The 22,636-nt window shown below is 54.1% G+C and carries 20 protein-coding genes and 1 pseudogene; 7 read left to right on the top strand and 14 right to left on the bottom strand.

What is annotated here, in order from left to right:
* Positions 1–43 precede the first annotated feature (43 nt).
* The gene (clcA, locus tag WFK59_RS14435; RefSeq protein WP_336756096.1) at positions 44–1,444 is read left to right on the top strand and encodes a H(+)/Cl(-) exchange transporter ClcA; all 1,401 of its coding nucleotides are present in this window, start codon (positions 44–46) and stop codon (positions 1,442–1,444) included.
* A 9-nt stretch (positions 1,445–1,453) separates the two neighbouring features.
* On the opposite strand, the gene WFK59_RS14430 is transcribed toward clcA, so the two are convergent.
* Together WFK59_RS14430 and WFK59_RS14425 are read right to left on the bottom strand one after the other, a co-directional pair.
* Positions 1,454–1,978 carry a phenolic acid decarboxylase gene (locus WFK59_RS14430; protein WP_262287746.1) on the bottom strand — a complete coding sequence of 175 codons (525 nt, stop codon included), beginning with the start codon at positions 1,976–1,978 and terminating at the stop codon, positions 1,454–1,456.
* 623 nt (positions 1,979–2,601) lie between these two features.
* Positions 2,602–3,117 carry an SRPBCC domain-containing protein gene (locus WFK59_RS14425; RefSeq protein ID WP_233988785.1) on the bottom strand — a complete coding sequence of 172 codons (516 nt, stop codon included), beginning with the start codon at positions 3,115–3,117 and terminating at the stop codon, positions 2,602–2,604.
* 170 nt (positions 3,118–3,287) lie between these two features.
* Here WFK59_RS14425 and WFK59_RS14420 point away from each other — a divergent pair, with 170 nt between their 5' ends.
* Positions 3,288–4,229, top strand: a complete 942-nt coding sequence (locus WFK59_RS14420; protein WP_336756095.1) for a LysR family transcriptional regulator — start codon at positions 3,288–3,290, stop codon at positions 4,227–4,229.
* 320 nt (positions 4,230–4,549) lie between these two features.
* On the opposite strand, the gene WFK59_RS14415 is transcribed toward WFK59_RS14420, so the two are convergent.
* Together WFK59_RS14415 and WFK59_RS14410 are read right to left on the bottom strand one after the other, a co-directional pair.
* The gene (locus tag WFK59_RS14415; RefSeq protein ID WP_233988292.1) at positions 4,550–4,729 is read right to left on the bottom strand and encodes a general stress protein; all 180 of its coding nucleotides are present in this window, start codon (positions 4,727–4,729) and stop codon (positions 4,550–4,552) included.
* A gap of 1,609 nt (positions 4,730–6,338) precedes the next feature.
* Complete coding sequence (locus WFK59_RS14410; RefSeq protein WP_336756094.1) at positions 6,339–7,019, bottom strand: type 1 glutamine amidotransferase domain-containing protein; 681 nt, start codon at positions 7,017–7,019, stop codon at positions 6,339–6,341.
* Positions 7,020–7,179: 160 nt separating this feature from the next.
* Here WFK59_RS14410 and WFK59_RS14405 point away from each other — a divergent pair, with 160 nt between their 5' ends.
* Together WFK59_RS14405 and WFK59_RS14400 are read left to right on the top strand one after the other, a co-directional pair.
* A complete protein-coding gene (locus tag WFK59_RS14405; protein WP_336756093.1) occupies positions 7,180–8,097 on the top strand; it encodes a LysR substrate-binding domain-containing protein in 918 nt (305 codons plus the stop codon).
* A 108-nt stretch (positions 8,098–8,205) separates the two neighbouring features.
* Entirely contained in the window at positions 8,206–8,421 is a 216-nt protein-coding gene (locus tag WFK59_RS14400; protein ID WP_031375549.1) for a YdgH/BhsA/McbA-like domain containing protein, read from the top strand.
* A 63-nt stretch (positions 8,422–8,484) separates the two neighbouring features.
* Here the strand turns inward: WFK59_RS14400 and WFK59_RS14395 are convergent, their stop codons facing one another.
* The 6 genes from WFK59_RS14395 to WFK59_RS14370 all read right to left on the bottom strand — a co-directional run bounded on the left by WFK59_RS14395 (position 8,485) and on the right by WFK59_RS14370 (position 16,579).
* On the bottom strand, positions 8,485–9,687 hold the full coding sequence (locus WFK59_RS14395) for an MFS transporter (RefSeq protein ID WP_336756092.1): 1,203 nt from the start codon (positions 9,685–9,687) through the stop codon (positions 8,485–8,487).
* Positions 9,688–9,870: 183 nt separating this feature from the next.
* Positions 9,871–10,611, bottom strand: a complete 741-nt coding sequence (locus WFK59_RS14390; RefSeq protein ID WP_336756091.1) for a nitroreductase family protein — start codon at positions 10,609–10,611, stop codon at positions 9,871–9,873.
* Positions 10,612–10,693: 82 nt separating this feature from the next.
* Positions 10,694–12,070, bottom strand: coding sequence for a glycoside hydrolase family 10 protein (locus WFK59_RS14385; RefSeq protein ID WP_336756090.1), 1,377 nt, complete (start codon positions 12,068–12,070; stop codon positions 10,694–10,696).
* A gap of 120 nt (positions 12,071–12,190) precedes the next feature.
* On the bottom strand, positions 12,191–14,326 hold the full coding sequence (locus WFK59_RS14380; protein ID WP_336756089.1) for a glycoside hydrolase family 3 C-terminal domain-containing protein: 2,136 nt from the start codon (positions 14,324–14,326) through the stop codon (positions 12,191–12,193).
* Between the two features lie 65 nt (positions 14,327–14,391).
* A complete protein-coding gene (locus WFK59_RS14375) occupies positions 14,392–15,477 on the bottom strand; it encodes an aldo/keto reductase (RefSeq protein WP_233988299.1) in 1,086 nt (361 codons plus the stop codon).
* Positions 15,478–16,267: 790 nt separating this feature from the next.
* Positions 16,268–16,579 carry a type 1 fimbrial protein gene (locus tag WFK59_RS14370; protein ID WP_233988300.1) on the bottom strand — a complete coding sequence of 104 codons (312 nt, stop codon included), beginning with the start codon at positions 16,577–16,579 and terminating at the stop codon, positions 16,268–16,270.
* A gap of 867 nt (positions 16,580–17,446) precedes the next feature.
* Here WFK59_RS14370 and WFK59_RS14365 point away from each other — a divergent pair.
* Positions 17,447–17,725: a hypothetical protein gene (locus WFK59_RS14365; RefSeq protein WP_336756088.1), complete on the top strand. Its 279-nt coding sequence runs from the start codon at positions 17,447–17,449 to the stop codon at positions 17,723–17,725.
* A gap of 159 nt (positions 17,726–17,884) precedes the next feature.
* Here WFK59_RS14365 and WFK59_RS14360 read toward each other — a convergent pair whose 3' ends face one another.
* From WFK59_RS14360 to WFK59_RS22135, 3 genes and pseudogenes are all read right to left on the bottom strand, one after another.
* Positions 17,885–18,304 (bottom strand): bleomycin resistance protein, encoded by a 420-nt coding sequence (locus WFK59_RS14360; RefSeq protein WP_336756087.1) that lies wholly within the window; start codon positions 18,302–18,304, stop codon positions 17,885–17,887.
* A gap of 43 nt (positions 18,305–18,347) precedes the next feature.
* Positions 18,348–18,956, bottom strand: coding sequence for a substrate binding domain-containing protein (locus tag WFK59_RS14355; protein ID WP_442956315.1), 609 nt, complete (start codon positions 18,954–18,956; stop codon positions 18,348–18,350).
* Between the two features lie 102 nt (positions 18,957–19,058).
* Positions 19,059–19,235, bottom strand: a pseudogene (locus WFK59_RS22135) (helix-turn-helix domain-containing protein); the annotation flags it as partial.
* Between the two features lie 198 nt (positions 19,236–19,433).
* Here WFK59_RS22135 and WFK59_RS14350 point away from each other — a divergent pair.
* Complete coding sequence (locus tag WFK59_RS14350; protein WP_336756085.1) at positions 19,434–20,291, top strand: Vmh family MBL fold metallo-hydrolase; 858 nt, start codon at positions 19,434–19,436, stop codon at positions 20,289–20,291.
* A 206-nt stretch (positions 20,292–20,497) separates the two neighbouring features.
* Here WFK59_RS14350 and WFK59_RS14345 read toward each other — a convergent pair whose 3' ends face one another.
* Complete coding sequence (locus WFK59_RS14345; RefSeq protein WP_336756084.1) at positions 20,498–21,919, bottom strand: amidase; 1,422 nt, start codon at positions 21,917–21,919, stop codon at positions 20,498–20,500.
* A 104-nt stretch (positions 21,920–22,023) separates the two neighbouring features.
* Here WFK59_RS14345 and WFK59_RS14340 point away from each other — a divergent pair, with 104 nt between their 5' ends.
* Positions 22,024–22,587: a TetR/AcrR family transcriptional regulator gene (locus WFK59_RS14340; protein ID WP_233988307.1), complete on the top strand. Its 564-nt coding sequence runs from the start codon at positions 22,024–22,026 to the stop codon at positions 22,585–22,587.
* Positions 22,588–22,636: the final 49 nt, after the last annotated feature.

Raw genomic sequence — 22,636 nt, 5'->3', positions numbered from 1 at the left:
TACACTGTGAGGCCTGGTCTGATACAAACAAGAACCTTTCCGCATGAATGAAGAATCACCGCAGTCGGTGTATGTTCCCCGCACGCTGGCTGCGCGCAGCCGGATGTTTCGTGCTTTGCTCTATCGCGATAAAACCCCACTGGCGGTGCTGTTCTGTGCCGCGCTGGTTGGTACGCTGGTCGGTCTGGCTGGCGTGGCGTTTGCCAGCGCAGTTCAGGCGATACAGCAGTGGCGAGCTGATAACATCTCTCCGGCGCTGCTGCAGGGCGCGTCGCTCTATGCAGTCGCGTTTGCAGTCTCAGCCGTTCTGGCGATGGTCGGCTATTTTCTGGTGAAGCGTTTTGCCCCTGAAGCGGGCGGCTCAGGCATCCCTGAAATTGAAGGGGCGCTGGAGGAGTTGCGACCGGTGCGCTGGTGGCGAGTCATTCCGGTGAAGTTTTTTGGCGGTCTGGGCACGCTGGGCGCCGGAATGGTACTGGGCCGGGAAGGCCCTACCGTTCAGCTGGGCGGCAATATTGGCCGGATGGTGATTGATATCATTGGGCTGCGCAGCAACGAGACGCGTCATACGCTGCTGGCGACCGGGGCGGCGGCGGGTCTGGCAGCCGCCTTTAACGCGCCGCTGGCCGGTATCCTGTTTATTATCGAAGAGATGCGCCCTCAGTTTCGCTATAACCTGATCTCGATAAAAGCGGTGTTCACCGGGGTGATCATGGCGAGCATCGTTTATCGCTGCTTTAACGGTGAGCAGGCGGTGATCTCGGTGGGCAAACTGGCAGATGCGCCGGTACAGACGCTGTGGCTCTATCTGGTGCTGGGGATGGTGATTGGCCTGGTCGGTGTCGCATTCAATCGTCTGATATTTCTGACACAGGATCTGTTTGCCCGCCTGTATGCCGGTAAAACGGCTCGCGTCCTGCTGGCTGGCGCGCTGCTCGGTGGCGGCTGCGGTGTGATGTCACTGCTGTTTGCGCCGGGCGCGGGCGGCGGTTCAGAACTGATTCCTCAGGCGGTACATGGAAACTTTCCTCTCGCCCTGTTGCTGCTGATTTTTATCGTCCGGCTGATCACCACGCTGCTTTGCTTTGGCTCCGGTGCGCCGGGCGGCATCTTTGCGCCGATGCTGGCGCTTGGCACGCTGCTGGGTACTGCGTTTGGGGTGGTGATGACCGGGCTCTTCCCGCTCTACCAGCTCGATCCTGGTACCTTCGCTATCGCCGGCATGGGTGCGCTGTTTGCCGCATCAGTGCGTGCGCCGCTGACCGGCATTGTACTGGTGCTGGAGATGACCGATAACTACCAGCTGATTTTGCCGATGATTATTACCTGCCTGGGCGCCACGCTGCTGGCACAGTTTCTTGGCGGCAAACCTCTTTACTCCTCAATACTGGCCCGGACGCTGGCACGGCAGTCGCCGGTTACCCGCCCGCAGCAGGACGGGTAACCTTATCGCTTACTTACCGTCAAAAAAGTCGCTGGGCAACTGGCCCGGCGCTTTATTGATCACCTCATCGTTGTCTGCGCCCTCATTTTTCATATAAGTGACCTCAGCAAACTCAGGAATTATGACGTAGGGATAAGCGGGACCTTCATCGCGGAAGCGATGCATGTCTTCTATAAAATCGTTCTGATAACAAATCGTCTTCTCCGGATGCTGACCTTCGCCAGCAATCCACTGCGGGAAAAAGATGGTGCCGTGAACGATCTTACGTGACAGATCAAACAGCAGGCTGACGCAGGTTCCGGTAGGTTCATGCCAGTCAACCTTATAAATGCCTGGCGCAAACTGCACCGCATTCATTTTCTGATTAGTCACCCAGCGACCGCCCACCAGCCCCTGATGAATGCGGTAATCGCAGGTGGTTTCATTACGTGCATACCATTCATATTTCCAGCCGTTGTCGTAGGTGTAGACAAAGTGCGTGCCGACAAACTGAGACAAATCAGTGGAAAGCGTGTTAATGGAATCAGAGCTCATATTAGTCCCTTACATCATCAGATATTTTTAAAATAACGGGAAAGTAACAGGCATTATTCATCAGCCAGGTGATTTACCCTGGATTAATTAATATGGCTCAGGAAATTATTTTTACCATGTGAAACTGTAAAAAATGGCAAGATGCGGCTGGATGAAAGTTTCTTTTTAAAAAAACCTCAGGAACAGGACGTACTTAACACGATGATATAGATACAGTTTATATTACATATTCCAGCAGGATTTATTTACACTTCACCACAACTAATATCGTCGCTTTCATAGCACTCCTCTCCGGAAATTAACAGCCTGAAAACGATTTAATTTCAGATTACAGAGTGAGACCTGCCAACCGTTATTCCTTCAGGAATATTTTGAAGCAGGCGTCATCGTCACGCATCAGCAAAAATATTCTGACGCGACTGCGATGAGCCTTTGTCATGCTCCTGATTTTCCGTAAGTGCCGGGAGACGGATAGCCGCAGCGCAAGGCCTCTCTCCGGCAACCGATCAATCGCAACGGACGTCGATAACATGGCGGGCGCACTGTGCGGTGCGCGAACCTGCCGCTGGCTAAAGGGATGGCAGGTTTGGGTCTGAGCATGAAGGCGGATCAGCTCGTCCGGCTCAGGCTTTAGCCGATGTTGCCGCAGCCACCAGCCCATCCAGCCACTCCTGATGTCCATTGATCATCGGATTTGGTTTGGTGACGGCTAACTCGCGGGCCGGTTGTCCGTTTTGCGTCTCCTGAGTCAGAATCCGCACCCGGTTACCCGGCAGAGCTTCAATCAGCCAGGCATGCAGCACATCAAGGCGATCGGCGGCACCGGGTTCACCGGCCCAGCCATGCCAGGCCAGACGTGCGGCCTCACCTTCAGCTGGCGCCACACATTCAGTGACCTGCGCTTCTACCGGAAAGCCAAAGGTCTCGAAATAGAAGCGCACGCCCTGCTCCAGCACCGGGCCTTTATGGTCATAGAAACGAGCATTGGCTGAATTGGCATAATAATCAGACCAGCGCACCGGTTCACTCAGTAAGTGCCAGATATCTTCGACGGTCAGATCCTTCACGATCACTTCATTCGAGCAAAAGTTATCGGTGTAACCCGGGACAAAACCTTCTGGCCATACAATTGCGTTCATTTTCATTTTTTCGACCCTCAATTAGTTTGGAAGCTGCATCGCCGGGCGTTGCAGCGGACAGGCTTAGTGTCGGGCGAGCCCTGAAATAACGCCAATCGCAATAAATTATCCGTGATATTATTTTAACTAATATCATAATGCCAATGCTGGCTGGCCGGTTGTGAGGAAAAATGGGCACCACACTTCAGAACGTGGATTTGAATCTGTTGAAAGCGCTGGATGCATTACTGGATGAGCGCAGCGTGACCCGTGCCGCTGAACGCCTGTCGCTGACCCAACCAGCGGTAAGCGGCATGCTTACCCGGTTGCGTGAGAGCTTTAATGATCCGCTGTTCACCCGTGCGCAGCGCGGTATTGTGCCGACGTTGCGGGCGCTGGAACTGGCTGGTCCGGTTAAAGCGATTCTGGCGGAAGTGGATGAGCTGCTCCAGCCGCAACAGTTTGATCCGTTAACCGCTGAAATGACGATGCACATCGCAGCGACAGATTATGCGCTGCGTGCAGTCGTTGTCCCGTTCATGGCTCAGCTGCGGCGCGAAGCGCCCGGAATCCGGGTTGCTGTGGTGCCGGTCAATAATGCGACATTGCAGGAGCAGTTTGAGCGCGGTGAGGTGGATATGGCCTTGCTGACGCCGGATACGACGCCACAGGAGTTGCATAGCCGGCGACTGTTCGACGAAGAATATGTGTGTCTGCTGCGCGACGATCACCCACTGGCAGCAGACGGACCGCTCACCCTGGATGCCTTCTGTGCGTATGATCATGCGCTGGTTTCTTATCCCGGCGGGAGTTTCTCTGGCGTCACCGATGAGGCGCTGGCAGCGCTTGGCCGCCGCCGCCGGGTCACGCTCTCTGTCTGCAGCTTTCTGGTATTACCCGACATTCTGCGGCTGACCGACTTAATCAGTGTGGTGCCGCGTCGCCTTGCGCATAACGGAGCCGATCTGATCATCCTGCCTCCTCCTCTGCCTGTTGCTGGCTTTACCAAAACCCTGGCCTGGCATGAACGCACCCATCGCCATAAAGGCCATCAGTGGCTACGGCAGTTGTTGATCTCGACGGCCAGCGAGGCGACAGATTTGGTTACATCCACGACTCATTCAGTAACATAAGCGCAACGGAACAGGATTTTTCTGCTCTGGCGGGCGTTAAAAGTGATGACAGAGAAATAATGATATCGAAGGGTTTAGCGCTATGCTATTAAACCAGAGGGATTTATTGATTACAGAAGAATGAAAAACTCAGAAAATAACGAAACGGCGAATCTGATAACATTAAACAGAGAGTAATCAGGTTTAACTAACCGGAAAATAAGATGACGCTGCAGGTGACGGAATAATAACGAAGCGTTTTTTTTATATCGAAACGGTAAAACGACAGGCCCCGGCAGAGCGCCGGGGCTGATGGTTAAAAAGACCGTATAGTCGGCTTTTTATTCGGACTTACGTCCACCACCATGGCTGTTTTGGCCACCTTTTTTACCGGCTTCTGAAGCCTTTTCACGGTCATTAGCGAAGTTACCGCCGCTGTTATGTCCGCCTTTTTTACCTGCTTCAGATGCTTTCTCACGGTCCTCTGCGAAGTTACCTGAACCACCACGATGTTCGGCCATAATTTCCTCCTGAACATATTGTCATTTGATTAATGGCAACCAGCATAATTCTATTACGCCAGCCGTTTTCGTGTTGCAGTGATAAGTCTAGCCAGGCCTCTGCGACCTGCAAGGCCATTACAAACAGCGGGGACGGATTTCTATTTAGGCGAAGCGATAGCGATATATCCGTAAGCAAAACGGGAAGCGGTTAAAAGTATATTGATGATAATAAGTTACTCGTCATCGATATAAGTTTTTCCTCTGATAGCAGGTTAACATTTTTTTACTTTTGATTAAAAAATTAAACGCGATGTAAAACGTAGCGGCTTACGACTGGCGGAACTGAACAGCAAAAAGCGGGCCTGAAAAAGCGCTCCCTGGGTCATCGAAACGTTGATCAGCTCCTCCACAGTCCGGTTATGACTGGCCACACCCGCTGACGTGAGCGCTATTGTGAAAATGAACGCATCTGTCTCAGGTCGATCAGCCAGCAAGACGCATTCTGGTATCCGGTTTCGCCCGACTGGAAGTGCTGATGCTGCACGTAGAGGAAGTAATAAAGAGATTCAACAGGAAGAGGATTACCAGCAACGACAGTAACGACGAGCCGATACCCGTCTATGCACGAGCAGGAGATGAAAAGGATCACTGTTGCTGAAAGGGGAGTTAGCGTGCAGTCCGCAGTGTGACCGATACTTTTACCCATAGCACTACCCATAACACCATGCTTTATCGTCAGCGGCTCCAATGATAAAAGCCCTGACTGAGATAGCCAGGGCTTTTAAGGTACTGCCAATTTAACATTTACCATTAACGAACTTAATTGAGACTTACTGCTTAGGTACTGCTATTTATGAACAGGTCCTGCGGATAATAACGAATACGAAATGTCACTCATTATCATTAGCGGTTTTCACCACCTGATAGTCTTTTATGAGACAAAGACAGGTCAGGCCCGGATAAACCTGCACACCCCCATCGCGATATATACTCTTTGATGCGTTGCCTTACTTTCATTACGACGTTTAAACCGCAATCGTATCCTGTCGTAACGTAAACGTTCAGAACTACGAGGCCTTACATCATCGCGACTACTTCTTACTTCAACTTCAAGCACTTACAACAAACTTACTACAACACAACATACTGCTACAGAATCTAACGGTAACGCGATACAAAAGTGCTATTAATAAATGACTCGATATAACAGGAGTGGTGACTAATTTAACTCAACCTTCAACTTACTATTTCTCTATCAGAGACGGCTTGTTTGCCTCTGATGTGTCTTACTTTACGTTTTTAAATTTCAAAGTCAACACTGTTTTTAAAGACATGTTTATATCGTCAGTAGCGCCAGCGGGTCAGGAATAACTCTTGGGAGCCAGGCATAATAAGTCGCAGATTTTAACAATGCGGCTAAATATAGATCTCTAACCTATCAACCATTAATAATTAGCTGGGTGATTATATCATTTTGTGATGCCTGTTTACTTCAGCGCTGAGCAGAGCACGGAGATGACAGCAGAATGGCCTCACCAGAACACGCTGGCTACTGATATCGCAGGCAAAATAAAGGCACCTTGACGGTGCCTGACAGGATTGATGCTGCGTACTACACGCCGTGACGTTAGTCAGCCAGATTTTTCAGCAGCAGCTGTGCGGTTTCAACCGAAGAACCTGGGTTCTGACCGGTGATCAGCAATCCATCCTGTACCGTATAAGATGACCAGTCATCTCCGCGGGAGTAGATACCGCCATGCTGTTTCAGCACGTCTTCTACCAGGAATGGCACCACATTGGTCAGACCGACACCCTCTTCTTCAGAGTTTGTAAAGCCGGTCACTTTTTTTCCTTTCACCAGCGGTTCGCCATCAGCCGTTTTGACATCACGCAGTACGCCAGGCGCATGACAGACCAGCGCAACCGGTTTACCCGCCTGCAGCGTCTGCTCAATCAAAGCGATAGAGTTTTTGTCATTGGCCAGATCCCACAGCGGACCGTGACCACCCGGATAGAAGACGGCGTCAAACGCGTCCTGAGAAACAGAGTCCAGACGGACAGTAGAGGCCAGTACCGCCTGAGTCTCTTTATCACCATGAAAACGACGAGTCTCTTCGGTCTGGAAATCCGGCTCATCACTTTTAGGATCGAGTGGCGGCTGACCGCCTTTGGGTGAGGCCAGCGTGACATCCACGCCTGCATCGGTAAAGGCATAATATGGGGCAGCGAACTCTTCCAGCCAGAAACCGGTTTTCTTGCCGGTGTTGCCGAGTTCATCATGTGAGGTCAGTACCATTAAAATTTTCATATTTGCTCCGTCTATGTGCATCGGGTCAGGCTAAGGTTAGGGTTCGGAACCGGCGACAAAACCACCGTGTTCTCTGTTGACCGGACCATCATCACCTGGCTGAACATATTTCTGAAATTTATTTCTTCAATTTCAGCTATTCACGTAGCATTATAGCTCAATGAAATACGATCTGAATTTACTGCCTGTCCTGCTGGTGATGATGGAAGAGCGCAACGTCACCCGCGCTGCGGAGCGGCTCGGTATTACCCAGCCGGCGCTCTCCAATGCGCTAAACCGCCTGCGGGAAACGATTAACGATCCGCTGTTCATTCGCGAGCGCTACGGTATGCGCCCCACCCCCAAGGCTGAGCAGCTGGCACAGGTGGTTGCAGCTTCGCTGGGCGCTATCGATCAGGTTATCCTCGATCAGCAGGATTTTGATCCGCACTCTGCGACCCGGCTTTTTACCCTGGCTCCGAATAGCTACGTTGAATTTGTCATGATGCCAACCATCGTATCGCGGCTGCGGACTATCGCGCCGGGTATTCGCCTGCGGCTGACGCCGTTTGGCAACGACGTGACGGAAACCGGCGTGATATCAGGTAACACCGATATGGTGCTGGGACGCATCATTGATCCGCCTGATAATCTGGTGGTGCAGCACCTGATGAGTGAGGGACTGGCGTGCGTAGTGCGTGCCGATCATCCCGACGTCACTGACCGGCTGACTGCGGAACAGTATGAAGAGCTCAGGCACGTTAACGTGCTGCCACCTGGCCGGATGCGGGCCGGCTTATACCAGGCGCTTGAACAGCGCGGTCTGCGCCGTCAGGTTGCCGTTTCAGTCACCCATTTTCTGGCGGTGCCGGAAATGATTGCGGTAACTGATTATTGTGCAACGCTGCCGCGCCTTATCTGCCAGCATCTGGCAAAAGATCCGCGGCTTAAAGTTCTGCCTGCGCCGGTCGATCTCGGCACATTTCCGGTCGAGATGGGCTGGCACGCGCGCTACCGCGACGATCCGGCGCACCGCTGGCTGCGTCATTTAATGACGGAAGTCGCGCAGAGCCTGGCCGAAGGTTCTGCAATTAGTTAGTGCGATCATCATTACCGCATTAATTGTCACTATTGATATGGTAACCTGGGTTATTATTATTCCCATCGGAGGCCAACAACCTCCTCACTAACCCAAAGGAAGATGACCATGAAAACCATTAAAGCTACTTCGATTGCCGCCCTTGCCGCTCTTTCACTGATCTCCTTCGGCAGCTTCGCTCAGAGCGTGTCTGTCACCTCATCAACCCTGGATGGCGCGGAAGCTAAAATCGCTGCCCAGGCTCAGGAACAGGGCGCGCAGTATAAAATTACGGAAGCGAACACCAACAACCGTGTTCACATGACCGCAGAACTGTATAAATAACGGATGGTCGCAAACGGATTTGCCAGAAACGGCTGCCCAATGGGCAGCCTTTTTTGTTTCTGCTCAGGCGAGACGGATGGCGCGTGCAGGCCCGCTGCGCCACCACAGGACAACCGCAGCGAGTGCAATGGCACCCAGTACGTAGAAAGCGGTGCTGTAAGAATAACGTGCGGCAATGACACCGGTCATCGCCGGACTGAGTGCAGCGCCCGCGCCCTGCATCAGCATAATCACGCTCTGACCGGCATTCACATGGCCGGTACCGCGCAATAACGAAACGATATAACCGGGCACCGCTACTCCCAGTATGCCGGCCGCCATGCCGTCCAGCATCTGCACCGGAATCACAAATATCGGTTCGGCAAAGCCGGCGGCTATCAGTGCCCGCAACGGTAAAATCAACAGCGCCACCATAATCAGCCGGCGATAGCCCTGCTGACCAATCCGTTTTGACACCCAAAGCGCCACCGGTATCATCACCGCTTGTGATATCACCACCGTTGCTGCCGCGTACAGGCCAGGGCTGACCGCCGATTGCGCGCCCGCTGCAGCCACACGCATACTCAGCATCGGCAGTAATGCGGCATTGGCAAGATGAAACAGCAGCAGCGTAATGCCGGCTATCAATAGCGCTGGCTGGCGCATCAGCGTTGTTATTCCCGTGGTCGGGTCAGACTGTTGATCCTTTTCATATCCCCGCGCTACCTGATGATCAATTTCATCGCCGCGAATGGCCAGCGTCGCTACCGCAGCAAAAATCGCCATCAGCGTCATCAGAATAAATACCGCACCCATTCCCCAGTACCAGGCGGAGAAACCTGCCAGCAGTGCAGCGACGGTATTGCCGCCATGGTTGAAAGCTTCATTGCGGCCCATCTGCTGATTAAATCCCTGCTGACCGGTTAATCCGAGTGTGATACCCGAGACCGTCGGGCCGATAAAAGCCGCTGCAACGCCCGCCACAACCTGCGACACCATGGCGGTCCAGCTCTGATTGCTGTACCACAGCAGCAGTGTCGCAATGGTAATCACCAGGCAACCCAGCAGAACGATCAGCTTCTTCTGCCGGGTGGCGTCCGCTGCGATCCCGGCAGGCAAGGTGGCAAGCAGCCCGGCGATACCGCCACAGGTCATCACAAGGCCGATTTCGTCGGCCCGCCAGTGCCGTTCGGTCAGAAAAATGCCTAAAAACGGGCCCAGACCATCCCGGACATCGGCCAGAAAAAAACTCATCAGGCAAAGTGCTGAGAGAGAACGCTGTGACATTGGATTTCCCTGCAGAGCGCGGCGCAAAGCCTTAGCGCTTCGGTTAAAAGGGAAATTATGGGTGACACCGCGTAAAGTCACGGAGCGTTATAGTAACAAAATGAAAAAAGGCCATCCGTAATCGCTGTTACGGATGGCCCTGAGTGCGGCAGATATCAGACTGTCAGCGTTATAGCCCGGCCATTACTTATCGTTGCCAAAACCCTGTTTAAGCAATGCAGGCAACACGTTCGGGAAATAGATGCTTTTATAGTAACCGCTGACGCTTTCGCTCCAGCTTTCACCGTCACTGCGACCGATGTTTTTCCAGTGCTGCACCATTTCGTCGTTATAGGCGGCAATGTGCTGCGACATGTGCTCCGTGCGATAGGTCTCTTCATGGCGGAAAGTCGCCATAGGAAGACGCGGTTTCTGATGCGCAGGCTGATCAACGTGACCGATGACCACACCGGCAATCGGGAAGGTCAGAGGTGGCAGTTCCAGCAGCGAAATCATCGCCAGTGGATCGCGACGGATACCGCCAATCGGGACAATCCCCAGACCTTCCGCTCGCGCGGCGGCCATCACCGAGCCGAGCGCAATGCCGATATCAGTCGATCCGGAAACGATGCTTTCAATGCTCTGATGAGCAATCTGCTGCTGATCGATGGCCGATATCGCCAGATCCGATTTATGCATATCGAGCACAAAGGTAATGAACACCGGTGCTTTAGCAATCCACGGCTGACCGCCGGCTATTTCGGCGATCTGCGCGCGCCGGCTGGCGTCACGGGTGACCACCACGGAGACCTGCTGCGAGTTAACCGATGTCGGTGCGCGATACGCGGTACTGATAATACGATCCAGTACGGCATCATCGACAGGTTGTTCTGTAAAACTGCGTTCACTTTTGTGGCTGGTAAAAATATCGATCAAGTCGCTCATAGTTCCCCCATATAAAACATGAGAATAGCAGTATTCACAGCGAGAAAACTTAACCGCACTGGTCATCCGGTTGCGTCCGATGTTAGCGACCCCAGCGGCTTCTGAGATATCCGACCGCCTGCTGGGTTTGCGGCTGGTTGAGATAATTTTCCCGGAACAAAATGGTGCCATCGATATTCGGGTTGGATTCATTCAGATCAAGCTGCTTTTTCAGCTCAGGCACGCCGCCCTGCCGCGTCCAGTCAGGCTCAATTTTCGACGGCTCGCCCACTTTATATAGCGCCAGACCAATATAGAGTCGGGTTTTAGTCGGCTTCACCACCTCAGCCCACCAGTTAGCTAATACGTCGTAACGGGCCGCCTGGCGTGAAAACGGCCAGTAGAGCTGGGGAGCAATGTAATCCAGCAGCCCCTGCTGAACCCAGCGACGGGTATCCGCATAGGCTTCGTCGTACGCCGCCGCCCCGCGCGTATCCGAACCGGCAGGATCGTGGGACAGGTTGCGCCAGACGCCAGCCGGGCTGACGCCAAATTCGACATCCGGCTTCAGTTGCTTAATGGTGCGGGAAACCTGCTCGATCAGCTGCTGCGTATTGTGGCGGCGCCAGTCGGCTTTAGAGGCAAAACCCTGGCCCCAGCTGCGGAATGTCTGGCTGTCATTGAGCATCGAACCGGGCGATTCGGCATAAAAGTAATCATCAAACTGCACGCCATCTACCGGATAATGAGCGACTACTTCCGCCACAATGCTGGTGATCCAGTCACGTACAGCCGGAATGCCGGGATCAAGCACGTAACGATCCCCGGCGGTGCGAATCCAGTCAGGATGCAGCACGAATACGCTGGCCGGATGCAGCGACAGAGTACGATTCAGCGCGCTGACGGTTGAAGGTTTGGTATTCACTGACACGCGGTAGGGATTGAACCAGGCGTGTACCTTAATGCCGCGTTTATGCGCCTCATCCAGCATAAACTGCAGCGGATCGTAGCCGGGATCTTCACCGATTTTGCCGGTCAGCAAATCTGACCACGGCAGAATTTTTGATGGCCAGAGCGCGGTTGCATCGGGTTTTACCTGAAAGAACACCGTATTGATGCCGAGACTTTTCAGGTTATCCAGCTTAGCGATCAGCGCCCGCTGCTGCTGACTGATGCGCTGGGCGGCCGGAATGCCGTTGACCGATTCCACCGGCGGCCAGTCGAGACGCGAAACGGTGGCTAACCAGACGCCGCGCACCGGTTGTTTTATCTGCGGCTGAGGGGGCTGAGGCGTGACTGGCTGCGGTGACTTTGTCACTGGCGGAAAAGGCGTAACCAGCGAACGTGGTGGTTGAGAGGCGCAGCTGACCAGCAGCAGTGCAGCAGCCAGCGCTGCGCCTCGCCTGATCAAGGTCCCGGTCAGGCCGGGACGGGAATAAACGGCAATGATGAACTCCAGTAAAATCTGGTCAGGTCGCAAAAGGGACATTCTCGGCGAGCGGGATTAAAAGTCAATGCGTTAGCACAAAACCACCGGTGAAACAGCCACTGCCACCGTCCCGCTCTGCCTTTCAGCGCCCTGCCGCCTCACTTGGCGCTGTCACGCCGTCACCGTCAGGCTGAGGCTGATGCCTTCATCAAGCGCATTGTCAGCCAGCCTGAACTGATAGTCACCTGTCATCTGCTGCCAGTCCCGGCTGCTGACGTCGAACGCGGCGAGACAACGGGGTTCAATTCCAATCGGTATCGTCCGCTCTTCGCCCGCTTCAAGCATCACTTTCTGAAAGCCTGCCAGTCGCCACGTCTGGCTGGGATCACTGATGCGTCGGCCGTAGAGCTGTGCCACCGTTGCGCCAGCCCGATCGCCCCTGTTTTTGATCACGACGCTGGCGTGCAGTCGCGCATCCTGCTGGGTGATCTGCAGGCTGTGGGCGGTAAAGTGGGTATAGGAAAGACCATAACCAAAGGGAAACAGCGGATTCAGTTTCTCCCGTTCAAACCAGCGGTAGCCCACATCTGCGCCTTCAATGTTGTAATCGACATGAAACACGCCACCGCGCAGCGGCTCGCCGGGATTGGAGGTGGTGGTAGTCGGATCGGTCATCGCCGGGCGCGGCAGTTGATTTTCATCTTGCGGGAAGGTTACCGGCAGCCGTCCGGATGGATTCACCCGCCCAGACAGCACGCCGGCAATCGCCTCGCCGCCACCGGAACCGGGATAAAACGCCGCCAGCACCGCGCCGACTTCATCCAGCCACGGCATTTTAACCGGGCCACCCGACTCTGCCACCACAATGGTGCGGGGATTAGCCCGTGCCGCGGCATAGATCAGTTGATCCTGTTGGTCTGGCAGCGTCAGATCGGCCAGATCCTGCCCTTCAGTATTCCACGACTCAACAAACACTATCACTGCATCAGCGGCGGCGGCCTGGCTGGCAACGGCGTCGTGATCGTGGCCTTCCAGATATTCCACCTGTGCGGCACCCAATTCACAGCGGATGGCGTGTAGCGGAGATGAGGGATGATAAACTTTTGGCACCGCCACGCCCATGATAGCGGCCCCTTGTTCGGCATAATGTCCAACCGGCGTAACCGAAGAGGAACCACCGCCGGATAACACCCCTTTGTCCGCATGGCCGCCCACCACCAGCAGACGCGGCAGATTCAGCGCCAGCGGCAGGCAGCGATCTCTGTTTTTCAGCAGTACGATGCCGTTTTCCGCCGACCGCTGGGCGATCAGCCGATGGGCACTGTAATCAATCGGCACGCCCGGCGTGGCGGGAAAGTCTATCGCCCCGACAGCAAACAGGCTTCTTAACTGCCGTCTGACCATCTCATCCAGTCGCTCAGCCGGAATCCGTCCCTGTTCCACCGCCTGCCTGAGTGGATCGCCAAAGAAGGGCTCCGGGTCCATGTTGCTGCCGGACTGTACATCCAGCCCGGCCAGCGCGGCCTTGTCGGTAGAATGGGTTGCGCCCCAGTCCGACATCACCCAGCCTTTAAAGCCCCACTCCGTTTTCAATACCTGCTGCAACAGGTGACGGTTTTCACTGGCCCATTCGCCATTGACCAGGTTATAACCCGGCATCACGGCACCCGGCTCGCCCAGTTCAATGGCGATCCGGAACGCCAGCAGATCCGACTGTTGCATCGCCTGTTCATCAATATCGGAACTGGCCAGCACGCGCCCGGTTTCCTGCGCATTCAGCGCAAAATGTTTCACGGTGGAAACTACGTGCTGTGACTGAATGCCTTTCACCGAATGGCCAGCTATGATCCCGGTCAGCAGCGGATCTTCTGAGATATATTCAAAGTTACGGCCACCTCGCGGTTCGCGGATCAGATTGGCACCGCCTGCCAGCTGCACATTAAAACCTTTGGCATGGGCTTCTCGCCCCAGCATGTTGCCGGTGGTTTCGGCCATCGCCGGGTCAAACCCCGCCCCCAGCAGTAGCGATGAGGGCAGCGCCGTGGCATTGTCACCAGGCCGCACGTTCGCCAGGTTCCCGACGCCCAGGCTGGCGTCCGATTGTTGCATTGCCGGAATACCCAGCCGCTCAATCGCCGGATAGCAGGCCGCTGACCCTAAAGCTCCCGGAACCGGGGCTTCACCCGGTGCCGGGATCGCCATCGGTCCGCTGAGCCAGCGCATTTTTTCGTCGAGGGTCATCTGTTCCAGAACGCTTTCGGCGCGTTCATCTGCGCTCAGCGACCGGTCCTGCCAGCGGAATGTCATGGTTTTGCTCCCTGAAGTGGGTGGTGAACAGTAAAAAGGCCACCTGACGAGGTGGCCTGTGGACATTATTTGCGGGCCTGATCCTGACGTTCATCCAGCGTCTGGCGGTACTCATCCAGGAAAACCTGCTCCGCGGGATCAAGACGATCCATACCGCTGGTAAACCGATGCCAGTAAGGATACTGCGGTGCCGGGCGCGTCACCTTTTCAATGCGCTGCCGCTGCGCCTCGCTGAGCTGAAGGTCAAAAGCGGCCAGGTTCTCGCGCAGGTGCGCTTCTGTCCGGTTACCGACAATCAGCGAAGTAATCGCCGGTCGGGTCGCCAGCCACGCGAGGCAAACCTGCGATATCGAAGCGTTAAGTTCTGCGCCCACCCCGGCGAGCACGTCGATAATGTCATATGCCCGATCCATGTCATGCACATAGGGCTCAGGCCAGCCGCTTCCCTGCCGCGTTGTTGCAGGTGCTTTGCTGTGGCGGTTCACGGCACCGGTTAACAGTCCTTCTCCCAGCGGTCCCCACACCAGCGTGCCAATATCCTGATCCAGCGCCATCGGCAGCAGTTCGTACTCCGCTTCGCGCGACTCCGGCGTGTAGTAAATTTGCTGGCTGATGGGCTTCATCAGCTGGTTAACTTCGGCGCTGCCCAGCGTTTTCATCATCTGCCATGCCGTGTAGTTCGAAGTGCCGAAGTAACGAATCTTGCCGCTTTTCACCAAATCTTCCAGTGCGCGTAACGTCTCTTCAACCGGCGTAATGCCATCCCAGTTGTGAATCTGGTAGAGATCGATGTGATCGGTTCTCAGACGTCGCAGGCTGGCTTCGCAGGCTCTGATCAGATGATAGCGGCTGGCACCGCTCTGGTTCGGCCCGTCGCCCAGCGGGCTGCGAGCTTTGCTGGCGATAATCAGCCGATCGCGCTTGTCGCCCAGCGCTTCACCGACCACTTCTTCGGCCCCACCCATCGAATAGAGATCGGCGGTATCAATCATATTGACGCCGTGATCCAGGGCGATATCGATGAAGCGTCGTGCTTCAGCGGCATTCACATTGCCGGTTTTTTCAAAGCCCGCTTTTCCGCCGAAAGGCACCGTACCCAGTACAAAGCGCGAAACCTGTAATCCGGAATGACCCAGTTTTCTATAGTGCATTTACCTTCCTCCTTTACCGCTTACAAAGGCGAACGTATTCGCAATATTGAGCTTCTGCCCGCACTGGCGCAGGCAGAATTTATTCTGCTGTCAGCGCGATCGAACCGTGTCTGACCGTTTTCGCTCTGCCACACAGAATAGCACTTTTGAAATCTATTAATTTAATCAATGGTTTAAAGGAATTGTTCCTGACGTGGCCTGCTGCCAGCCCGCGCTTCCGTCAGCAACAGGAGGCGGCAGTTTTTCAGAAGGCGCAGTGCAGCGAATTGAATACCATCCCGGCGGCGGCCAGACAGGCCTTCAGCGGACCGAACGCGTCCTGACACTGCCGCAGGCATAGTCGGGCAGCCGTCCGCGTTCCTGCTGTGGATGCATATCATATTGCGATAAGGGCCGGAGTTTGACGCCCCGCGCCAGCGAACCATTCAGCCAATCCGTAATACCGGATAAAGCGTTGTGTTAAAGGTGCCCTGGGGTTGAGGGATAACAGACTGCCTTCTTCCTGCAACGGCCGGTTAGTCGGGCAGGTCAACGCAGCGTGAGCCAGTTATTAATCCTGGATTTGAAATCCATTCGATATTAACCCTGACTTCAGCATGGCTTTATTGGATGCGGTGGTAAAAAGCAGAATGGCGGCGGTAATCTCCTCGCGATAAATTAATTAGCAGGCAATCAATCACGCTTCTTATTTCTTAATTCATTCTATCTGGCTTGCGTCTATCAGCGGCAAATAAGCCGCTGATATCGTTGCCGGGCCGCATTTTACTCTTTCAGGAGGAAATAAAGGGGATCAGAGGTAGGTAACTGTAACCATGCCCTGCCGTTTAGCGGCATCAAGCCATTTCGTTTCGACTGTGAATGGCAATTGACCCATCTTTTGCGATTTCGTCATATCCAGGGTGCTGACTACCATTTTACCGGTCATCGGATCGGTACACTGAAGCGCCGCCGGATTCTGCATCACATTCATATCACAGGAGCCATTAACAATCGCTCCGCTGAAGCTAATAGTGCCGGAGGAAGACAAACTTTCTGCGCTGGCACTCTGTCCAAACAATGTAAAAAGCAGTGTGGCTAAGCAGGCGTTTAACGATAATTTCATTGCGCATTCTCCTGAGTGTGTCAGACCGTTATCGGCATTCACCGCGGTATATTGAGGCCAGCGATAAGAAAAAGAGGTAAGGAAACCCTCAGCGTGATGACTACCCTGCTGAATGCGTCATTACAGGGCGTTAAATAGCCGAATGTGACTTGACTGAATAAATTAAGACGTAGATGAGTATAGCTCAACCGCTGGGCTTTGAGATTTTTCTTAGCATTTTTATTTAGCGTCTCTGCTGGTCGTGATCAACGTTCAAAACTCAGGCTGGTGATTATCATTAAAGCGCTAACCATTTTTTTTCTTCAGCCTCATCATTTCGCTGCTGGACATCAAATGAATATATCGCGGTGCAACGCCGTTCCCTTTCAGCCAGGCACAGACCGGGTTACCAACGGCTGTGCTGAGCCTGCCGCACAGCGGCAGGTTTGCTGGTTATGTTGTTGACGGACGAAACGGGTTGAGTCGCGGCCAGAATCTGCCGTTTACACTTTTTTAGAGCGAGCCGATTGAGGATCGTGCGTAACGCACTTTACATTTAAAAAAACATTGCGTAACGCCGCACTTCTGCTCATTGCTCCATGCCCTACGTTTTATTTTTTAATGGTTAATTTTTTAGCGCTGTAAATTAACAACATATTTTCAAAGATCTATTTTCCGAAACAGATTCAGCACTGAATAATTGTGCTTCCATAGAGCCCCTATCGAGTCAATCGAATAAAATCCATACTTCAAATGCCGGCCTGAATTTTAAATTAGCTTATGACAATACTCGCCTTCGATTGATGACTCGCTGGCCTCAATAGTTTGCTGCTAGAATTAGCACGCTGTTAATTTTAGCCGCACAACCTAAGTAATAAGGACGTTAAAATGCGTAGGTTAAATGTTGCAGAGATGAATGCCGTCAGCGGTGCAGATATTGGCTATGCCAGCCTGATGGGCATGTGGAATGATGCTGGCCTGAACTCAGGCATTTTTAATTACAATCGCGCCGCCAAAAGCATTAATGAAATTGGCCTGGCCAGCGCGACAGAGAATAAAAGCTGGGAAAACTCCGCCATCGGAGAAGCTGGCTGGACCCTCAACGGTTATGGTGAGAAAGTAACCTGGTTTAACAACGGTATGTTTATGGCCTTTCAAATCGGATAATATCATTCCGGGCAGAGAGTAAACCGACCTGCATTAAAGTAAAGGCCTCAGGCAATGCTTAATAACGAGGCCTTTAACCAGAAATATTATTCCGTCACAATATTCACCACCTGACCAGATCAGTAACCCGCTACGATTGTTTCTCAGTCACTCTTTGGATCACGAGATAAATTTACTGAAACGCAGTAGATAACCATCCGGGTCCTGCACCAGACACTCTCGCTGACACGCCGTTGTCTCGCCGATAACATAATAATTATCCTGCAACGGCCGGAATAGCGGAATGCCATTCAGTTTCAGGCTCGATACTATCGGTTTAATATCATCAACCTCGATCTGAAAGTTAACGCCACGTCCAAACGGTCTTTCCAGTGCCCCCGTTTTCCAGCCCTCTGCGTGATATTGCTCAATCATTAACTGTGCGTCGCCGATGCTGAGATAAGCGAAGGGGGGATCTTTGCGCTGGTTCATCAGTTCAAAGCCGAGTATCTCGATATAGAAATGTAATGAAGCCGCGAAATCAGACACGGTCAGCTCAGGCACCATAGGGTTCCAGTAGGTCGGTTGTTCATGACTCATTTTCAGCACCTTTTATGCTGTCAGTTAAGATCAGCGATGGGTCTTATCCGCTTACCTGAGCGATGGTTTTCTTCAGTTCATCCAGAAACAGCCGCAGTGCGGCGGACTGATGTTCGCGCGACAGATAGAGCCCCCAGATGCCGAACGTCTGCGGCTGATAATCCGGCAAGATCTGAACCAGCTTGCCGCTCTCCAGGCTGCTGCGCGCTTCCTGCTCCGGTACCATCGCCACGCCACAATCGGCGATAGCAGCGTCACACAGCAGCGATGAAATACCGGCACTGAAATTCCCACGCACGGCAACGGCGATCTTTTCACCCTGCGGTGCGGTAAAATGCCAGCTTTGGCCGGCAAAACGACTGTAATAGAGACAATTGTGAACCGCTAGCTCTTCAGGCGTCTGCGGCGTTCCCTGTTTTGCAAGATAGGCCGGTGAAGCACACAGCACCGAACGGCACTCACCCAGACGGCGTGCGATGGCACCCTTCTCCGGCGCATCGGTGATGCGGATGGCCAGATCGATCCGTTCACCAATCAGGCTGACCGGCTGATTGTTAATTTCCAGTTCAATACGCAGCGCCGGATAACGGGCCAGAAAGTCAGGAATAGCCGGGCCGACAAGATGCGTCGCGGTAAAATGCGCACAGGCAATGCGCAATGTACCGGCAGGTGAAGCCTGCGTCGTCTCCTGCTCTATCTCTTCCGAAAGTCGCGCCAGTTGACGGGTTCTCAGCAGGATAGCTTCGCCAGCCGGAGTCAGGGTTAAACGACGCGAAGAGCGGTGCAGCAGACGGGTACCGGCCCACTTTTCCATCTCCTCCAGATAGCGGCTGACCATTGGTCGTGAGATCCCCAGCGCCCGTGACGCCGCACTTAAACTGCCCAGCTCACATATCCGGTTAAACACTGCCGCTGCAGTCACGCGATCCATCTCATCACCTGTACGATTTATGAAACTCAGCATCTCTGATTGCGGGAATTCTACCAGATAACAAAACCGGTAAAATAGCGCGCTCTCTCCCGCAGATAAAAAACACCAGTGGCTGAGCCATCAGCGACGCCTGCGGACTCTCCCGGCGCGGCGCTGAAATTTGTCAGGCAAGCACGCCCGCAACACGAAGGATAAATAATGAAAAAGACGCTGTTACCGTTCACCCTGATTCTGACCGCGACCGCGACCGCGGCCACTGCGGCCCCGCTCCATTTCGACACCTATAACCCGCAGCACAAAGGGGTTTTTGCCGTCTCCTCCACGTTGGTCAGCGGCCCGAAAGAAGCCATTCTGTTCGATGCGCAGTTCAGCACTCTCGACGGTGAAAAATTGGTTGAGATGATTAAACGTAGCGGGAAAACGCTGAAGGAGATTGTGATCACCTCTGGCGATCCTGATTTCTATTTTGGTCTGGAACCGATCGTGAAGGCCTATCCTGACGTGAAGGTGGTTGCGACGCCCGGCGTGGTAAAGCACATTCAGCAGACACATCAGGCCAAGCTGGCCTGGTGGGGACCTCAGATGAAACAAGGAGCGCCGGATAAGCTGACGCTGCCTGTCGTCACCCATCAGACCCGTTTCAGCATCGATGGTGAAGTACTGGAGCTACGTCATCCTGATGAATATGCCGCTTACGTCTGGGTTCCGTCTGAAAAGACCATCCTGGGTGGGACGGCGATTTCATCCGGCATTCATGTCTGGACCGCCGATACGCAATCGGTGCAAAGCCGCACCGCCTGGCGCAACGTGCTGACTGAAATGCAGGGACTGCAGGCGAAAAACGTCATTCCTGGCCACTACCTCGGCGAACGTCCTGCCGGTAGTCAGGCTGTCGATTTTACGCTGAAGTATCTTCAGAGTTTTGACGCGACGCTGGCGCAATATAAAACCTCACCGCAGGTTATTCACGCGCTGAAAGCCGCCTGGCCGCAACTGGCCGAAGAAGGTTCACTGGCGCTGAGTGCCAAAGTGAATACCGGCGAAATGACCTGGTAAACTGAAACGGTTTTTTACTGTCGGCTCTTTTCGGAAACGACGGATCATCAGCGCCACAGGCAAACCGATCAACATCTGAACCCAGCCCGGCAACACAACGCGGATACACAGGCTGAGAGGAAATCTGACCGGGTGCGCAGGCGGTAAATAATCAGGAAGAGCCAGCTAGCCACACTTCCGCTCGCTGGCTTGATTAAGATTTAACTTTATCCCGGCAGTCCGGGATGCAGTCCCTTAACCGGACTTAGCATTTCCAGCCGGGTAGCAACATCAAAAATCGTCGCTTCATCATGCCACCTGCCGGTAATCTGAATGTTGATCGGCAGACCCTCACGACTTCGGCCAAAAGGCAATGCGATGCCGGGTAAGCCGGTGACGTTGAGCGGGACGGTTGCGCCTTGCAGCCAGGTTGCGTCGACGGTCTGACCCTCTATCACCAGTTGCCCGATATCATGTTTGTGGGCCGGAATCGGTAATACCTGGGTAATCAGCGCATCGTAGCGCGAGAAGTAATCTGCATAACCATCACGAATCCGCTCTGCGGCCTGTTCCGCTTCGATGTAGTCATGCAGCGGCGTATCAGGCAGTGACAGCATAGTTCTGGCCATTTTATAGATTTCACTCTGATCCCGACCCGCAACCGCGGCGGCAAAAGCGGGCTTCATCTCCATCACATGCAGGCGATTGAATACCTCCAGCGCAAAATCCCGTTCCAGTGCCGGAATACTCACCGGCTCAACCTGAACGCCGGTCTGCTCAAGGGCGCTGGCAGCAGCTTTTACCACCGCGGCCACGTCGGCATCAACCGGTCCAAAGCCTGGCCCGGTCATCCAGCCAATGCGCAGTGGACGATCGTTCTGCCCCGTCCTGCCTGGCCCTTTTTGTCCGGCAAGGCTGGAAAAGGCATCCTGCCCATCCGGACCCGTCAGCAAGGAGAATGCGAGCGCAATATCACGAACTGAACGGGCCATCGGTCCGACATGCCAGAAACGGCGCGGAGCCCGTGGCCAGATGCCGGTCATCGGTATGCTGCCGTGAGTTGCTTTGATCGAGGTGATACCGGTTTGTGACGCCGGACCCCGGACGGAAATGGCCAGATCGGTACCCAGTCCGAGCGGAGACATGCCGGCAGCAATGGCAGCCGATTCACCGCCGCTTGAGCCACCGGGTGTGCGGCTCAGGTCCCAGGGATTATTGGTGCGGCCGCTGAGTAAATTGTCACTCTCAATCCAGTAGGAAAATTCGGGTAAGTTGGTTTTCGCCAGCAGAATAGCACCGGCCTGTTTCAGCCGCGCCACGCTGGTAGCATCCTGGGCCGGCAGACGATGTTTAAAAATTGGTGAACCACGCTGGGTCATCACGCCAGCCGTATCGATCGAGTCTTTCACGGTAAAGGGCACACCGTGAAGCGGGCCCAGCGGCTGGCCTGCGCGAACCGCCTGCTCAGCCAGTTTTGCCGCTTTCAGCGCATCCCCTGCCAGCGTTACGATCGCGTTTATCTGCGGATTCGTTTGTTCGATTCGATCAAGGTGAGCGTTAACCACCTCAACCGGTGAGACGTCACCGTTGCGAATCAGTTCAGCCAGCGCGGTGGCATCGTTAAAGAAGAGTTCGTTTTGCATTTTCATTTACCTACCTGTCAGTTGGTAGGGAAACAATAGACCGGCTATTTTCTGCTGTCAACAACTACCTGCCAGATGGTAGGATGAGATTATTGTCGCAGGAGGAACCGATGAGTAAGAATGCAAAAGAAGCGATTTTGTCTGCCGCACGCAAAAGTGCGCAGGCGCACGGCTATGTGGGCCTCAATTTTCGCGAACTGGCGAGTGAAGTGGGAATCAAAGCAGCCAGCATCTATCACCATTTTCCTGGCAAAGCGGAATTAGGGGCTGCCGTTGCCAGACGCTACTGGGAAGACACCGCCGCCGATCTTGAGGCGCTTCGTGAATCGAACCCGGATGCGCTGGCCTGTCTGCGGCACTATCCGCATATTTTCCGTCGTTCCCTGGAAAGCGAAAATCGCCTCTGCATGGGCAGTTTTATGTCAGCCGAATATGACGATCTCCCGGAGGCGGTGAAAACCGAAGTGCAGCATTTTGCGGATATCAATGTGGCGTGGCTCGCCTCGCGATTGCAGGAAGCGGGCGCGACCCCGGCGGAACAGAGCCTGCCGCGGGCGCGGGCCATCTTCGCCGCGGTGGCCGGAGCCCAGCTGATGGCCCGCAGCCGTTCCGACATTGCGCTGTTTGATCAGCTGATCGCGGATTATCAGGCTGCCGGCCTGTTACCCGCTTAAATCACGGCGCCGCGAACTGCCTTCGCGCGCTTTCCCGGCCAAAAAAAAC

The organism is Pantoea sp. USHLN298, from assembly GCF_037149395.1.
Lineage (GTDB): Bacteria > Pseudomonadota > Gammaproteobacteria > Enterobacterales > Enterobacteriaceae > Pantoea > Pantoea astica.
This window is presented reverse-complemented; position numbering and strand designations above follow the sequence as displayed.